This is a genomic window from Nocardia sp. NPDC060220 (genome assembly GCF_042727815.1).
Classification (GTDB): Bacteria; Actinomycetota; Actinomycetes; order Mycobacteriales; family Mycobacteriaceae; genus Nocardia.
Map to the genome: position 1 here is coordinate 1 of NZ_JBHWZY010000621.1, position 4,204 is coordinate 4,204.

At 69.1% G+C, this 4,204-nt stretch carries 5 protein-coding genes; 4 read left to right on the plus strand and 1 reads right to left on the minus strand.

All coding sequences use genetic code 11. The annotated features are described in order from the left end of the window. The 3 genes from ACFWF3_RS26455 to ACFWF3_RS26465 form a co-directional block, all read left to right on the plus strand. A partial coding sequence (locus ACFWF3_RS26455; RefSeq protein WP_379316035.1) for a LamB/YcsF family protein occupies positions 1-592 on the plus strand: 592 nt, incomplete at its 5' end. Between the two features lie 15 nt (positions 593-607). Continuing rightward, positions 608-1,282: an allophanate hydrolase subunit 1 gene (locus ACFWF3_RS26460; RefSeq protein WP_378989360.1), complete on the plus strand. Its 675-nt coding sequence runs from the start codon at positions 608-610 to the stop codon at positions 1,280-1,282. A 69-nt stretch (positions 1,283-1,351) separates the two neighbouring features. Further along, positions 1,352-2,209, plus strand: a complete 858-nt coding sequence (locus ACFWF3_RS26465; protein ID WP_379316037.1) for a biotin-dependent carboxyltransferase family protein — start codon at positions 1,352-1,354, stop codon at positions 2,207-2,209. Position 2,210: 1 nt separating this feature from the next. Here the strand turns inward: ACFWF3_RS26465 and ACFWF3_RS26470 are convergent, their stop codons facing one another. Continuing rightward, positions 2,211-3,734, minus strand: coding sequence for a DUF4185 domain-containing protein (locus tag ACFWF3_RS26470; protein WP_379316039.1), 1,524 nt, complete (start codon positions 3,732-3,734; stop codon positions 2,211-2,213). 92 nt (positions 3,735-3,826) lie between these two features. Between ACFWF3_RS26470 and ACFWF3_RS26475 the strand changes: the two genes are divergently transcribed. Then, entirely contained in the window at positions 3,827-4,063 is a 237-nt protein-coding gene (locus tag ACFWF3_RS26475) for a hypothetical protein (protein ID WP_379316041.1), read from the plus strand. Positions 4,064-4,204: the final 141 nt, after the last annotated feature.

Genomic DNA, 4,204 nt, shown 5'->3' on the forward strand with positions numbered 1-4,204 from the left:
GGCCAAGGGTGTGCGGATCGGCGCGCACGTCGGCTATCGCGATCTGGTCGGTTTCGGCCGCCGCGATATCGCCATCGCCCCGGCCGATCTGCGCGACGAGGTGCTCTATCAGATCGGCGCGCTCGCGGCCTTCGCGCGGGCGGCGGGCGACCGGGTCCGCTATGTGAAACCGCACGGCGCGCTCTACCACGCGGCCGCCCGCGATCGCCTGCTCGCCGAAGCGCTTGTCGCCGCGGTGGCCGAAGCCGAACCCGGTCTCGCGCTGCTCGGACCGGCGGGTACCGAACTGGAACGGGCCGCTCAGCGGGTGCGTTTCGTCGGTGAGGGATTCGCCGACCGGGCTTACACTGCAACAGGTTCGCTGGCCCCGCGCGGAGTTGCCGGGGCGGTGCTGTCGGCCGACGACGCCGTGGCCCAGGCGACAACTCTTGCGCTGTCGGGGACCGCGCGTACCGTAGACGGTCCCGGTACGGTCGCCGTGTCCGTGGCCAGCGTGTGCGTCCACGGCGACTCTGCGGCGGCCGTCGAGATGGCCCGCCGGATCCGGGGGGCGCTCGACGAAGCCGGGATACCGGTGGAGCCGTTCAGCTGAGGGGTGGGAGGCACGATGGACATCGATTGGAACGCGCGGATCCGGCCCGCGGGTGACCGCGCCGTGCTCATCACCCTCGACGACCCGCGCCCGGTACAGCGCTTGGCCTCCGCGCTGCGCGTGCACGCGATAGCCGGTGTCGAGGATGTGCTGCCCGCGGCGGAAACCGTGCTGGTCACCATGCATTCGGTGAGTTATGGCGTGCAGGTCCGCCGTGAACTCGTCGCGCTGCTCGACCGGCTGGATCACGAGCCACCGCAAGCGGATTCGCCGGATGTTTCCCGTGGAACAGTGCCGGATACCGAGGCGGTCGTGGAGATCCCGGTGCACTACGACGGCGCGGACCTGCCCGAGGTGGCCCGGCTGCTCGACCTGTCGATCCCGGAGGTGATCGCGGCGCACACCGGCACTGTCTGGCGGTGCGCGTTCGTCGGTTTCGCGCCCGGTTTCGGCTACCTCACCTCGCCCGACGGCAGGCTCACGGTGCCACGCCGCACCCATGCCCGCACGGCCATCCCGGCGGGCGCGGTGGCGCTGGCCGGCGGATATTCGGCGGTCTACCCGCGCGGCACGCCGGGCGGTTGGCAGTTGATCGGCACCACCGATCTGCGAATGTGGGCGGTGGACCGCGATCCACCCGCGCTGGTGCGGGCGGGTTCGGCGATCAGGTTCGTCGCTTCCGAGGAATAGCTGCTTCGGCGGAAAATCAAGGGCTGCTCAACGGTGCGCCGCCTCGACAGCGAATCGGGGAGAGATCGAATGCTGATCTTCATCGAACGGGTGGGGCCGCTCGCGACAGTGCAGGACCTGGGCAGACAGGGCTGGTTCGATTCCGGCGTCGGCCAGGCGGGTGCGGCCGACCGCGGGTCACTGCGGCTGGCGAACCGGCTGGTCGGCAATCCGGAGAACTTCGCCGCCATCGAAGCACTGCTCGGCGGCCTCGCCCTGCGCGCCGACGGTCACCTCACCGTCGCGGTCACCGGCGCGCCCGCCCCCGCCACCGTCGACGGCACCCCGGTCGGGCATGCGAGTGTGCTCGAAATCGACGAGGGCCAGGTGCTGCGACTCGGCCTCGCGAACACCGGTCTGCGCAGTTACGTGGCGGTGCGTGGCGGTATCGATGTGGCCAAGGTGCTGGGTTCGCGTAGCCGCGACACCTTGTCCGGTATCGGTCCCGACCCGCTGGTGGTCGGCACGCAGTTGCCGGTCGGTCCCCCGCCGCGCACCCTGCCGACCGTGGAATTCGCGCCGGTTCCGCTGCCGCCGAAAGTGCTCACGGTCCGAGCGTGTCCGGGCCCGCGCGCGGACTGGTTCACCGATCCCGAGCAGCTGTTCCGCGGTTCCTGGATCGTTTCCACCGACACCGACCGGGTCGGCGCCCGGCTGGATCGCGCCGACGGACCCCCGCTGGTGCGGTCGATCGGCCGCGAATTGCCCTCCGAGGGTGTGGCGCTGGGCTCGGTGCAGGTGCCACCGAGCGGTCAGCCCGTCGTCTTCCTGGCCGATCACCCGATCACCGGCGGTTATCCGGTGATCGCCGTCGTCCTCGATGCCGATGTCGACCGTGTCGCGCAGGCTCGCCCCGGCGACCGGCTGTTGTTCGTGGCGGCGTCCTGACTCAGCGCGGCGGATTCAATCGCGCGTGCATGAGGTACACGTTGTAGCTGTCCCACGCCGACATCGTGAAGTAGAGGTCCTGCGCGGTCGACCAGGGATGGATGAACCCGCCGTACGCCTTCGGATACATCTCGGTGGACACCAGCGGCACGGTCGAGGTCCAGGCGCCCTGCGGCTGGCCCGCGGTCCGCAACACGATCTGGCTCGCGGCCGAATCGAGATAGACCATCTGCCACTGCCGGCTTTCCTCGTCGAACCGCACCGACAGCTCGCTGGCCATCCCGTTCACGAGCGGTGTCGCCGAGTTCTGCGCCGCGGGCGCCCAATTGCCGTCCACCCAGTACTGATAGGCGGTCTTGTTGAGCACGTCGGCCTTGCGCACCCTGGCCAGGCCGATCATCCCGATCCGGCCGTTGGGCGTGCCGAACATGTAGACGTAATCCCCGTGCGGCACCATCGCCGCCACCTGGAACTGCCCGAGACCGAACATGTTCTCCCAGCGGGCATGCTGATCTTTGGTCCAGGTCGAGCCGCCGTCGTCGGAGTAGGCGAGTCCGCCGTAGTTCGTCATCCACATGCCGGGGATCTTCGACCAGTGGTTCACCGACATGTAGCTCATGAACTGCCGTTTGCCGAGCGCGAACCCCGAGGTCGGGATCGTGGTGGTCTCCCAGTTCTTGATCTTGCGGCTGCCGAGGAGTTCGGCGGCGTGACAGGGGCTGTCCTGCACCATCGAGTCGATGGTGATGCCGTCGTTCAGATCCTTGTCGGTGCTGTAGGCCAGCACATTCGATCGCCAGTCGGCGCCGTCGGAGCCCGCGCCGCCGTACGCCCAGCCCTCGCCGAAGGTGTCGCCGAACACCATGGCCACCTTGCCCGGTTCGGTTTCCCAGAACAGCCCGAGGTCGGTGCCGTCGACCTGCCAGCGCATATCGGTCCGGTTGGTCGAGCCGTGTCCGGTGACCTGGTCCACGAGGCGGACGGACTCCACCTTCGCGGGCACGACCGGCGCCGCGAGCGGGCCACGTTCGATCGGCCGGATCACCGGTTCCGGCGCTTCCTGGGCCGGTTCGCTCTCGCCGCCGGGCACCGGGATCGGAATCGGCTCGATCTCCGGGTTGATCCTGATCCGCGGCAACGCGATCGCCGATCCGGTCGAGGTGGACTCGTCCGAACTTTCGGGTTCGGGTTCCGGCGTGTCACGGACCTCCGGGCACGGATTGCGGCACGGATCGGTGGGCAGCGGAACCTGTGCGACGCGCGTGTTGTCGTGCGGCGGGTCGGGAATCGGTACCGGCGTCAGCTGCGGCACCCAGACGGGGATGTCGATGCTCGGCGGCAGGACCGGCGCCGGCGGTGCGGCCGGGTCCGGCAGCCGGTTGACCGGGTCGAATCCTGTTTCTCCGCAGAGATTCACCGGCGGGGGCACCCACGGCAGTGGGCCCGCCTGCGCGGGGACGGCGAGGATGGCGGACAGCACCACACCCACGGCGGCAGTTCCGTGCGATACCGGTCTTGCGCGCATCTGGCTCCCTCGAATCGGTGTCGGCGAGGAACACCTGTGATCTTGTGAGAACTTACCGGAACCGATCGCTGTTGCCGTGCGTCCAAACACATGTGAACGAAATCGAGTACGTCTTCGGAACCGGCGACGCGGTCGTGCACCACTGGGCGAGCCACGACGAACTGGCCGACACGAGCGTCGTCGACGCCCTCTGGATCGATTACGACACCGGCATCGACCACGACACGCTCCTCCCCGATATCCCGCTGGCCACCGCCGATCACCGCACGGTGCTGGCCCAGGAAACCGCGGGCACCCTCAGCAGGCCACCCTGGCTCGACGGGAATTGAGCGCGATGGCCGCGATGCCGAGGGCGTACACCCCGGCGCCGGCCAGCACCACCCCGATCGAACGTCCGTCGGCCGGGATCACCAGCGCGGTCACCGCGATCGCCAAGACGAAGCAGACGTTGAAAACCGTGTCCTGCAGGG

What these genes read in the sequence shown, in the direction of transcription:
- ACFWF3_RS26460 (WP_378989360.1), top strand. Translation starts at nt 608, where the DNA reads ATGGACATCGATTGGAACGCGCGGATCCGGCCCGCGGGTGACCGCGCC.
- ACFWF3_RS26465 (WP_379316037.1), top strand. Translation starts at nt 1,352, where the DNA reads ATGCTGATCTTCATCGAACGGGTGGGGCCGCTCGCGACAGTGCAGGAC.
- ACFWF3_RS26470 (WP_379316039.1), bottom strand. Translation starts at nt 3,734, where the DNA reads ATGCGCGCAAGACCGGTATCGCACGGAACTGCCGCCGTGGGTGTGGTG.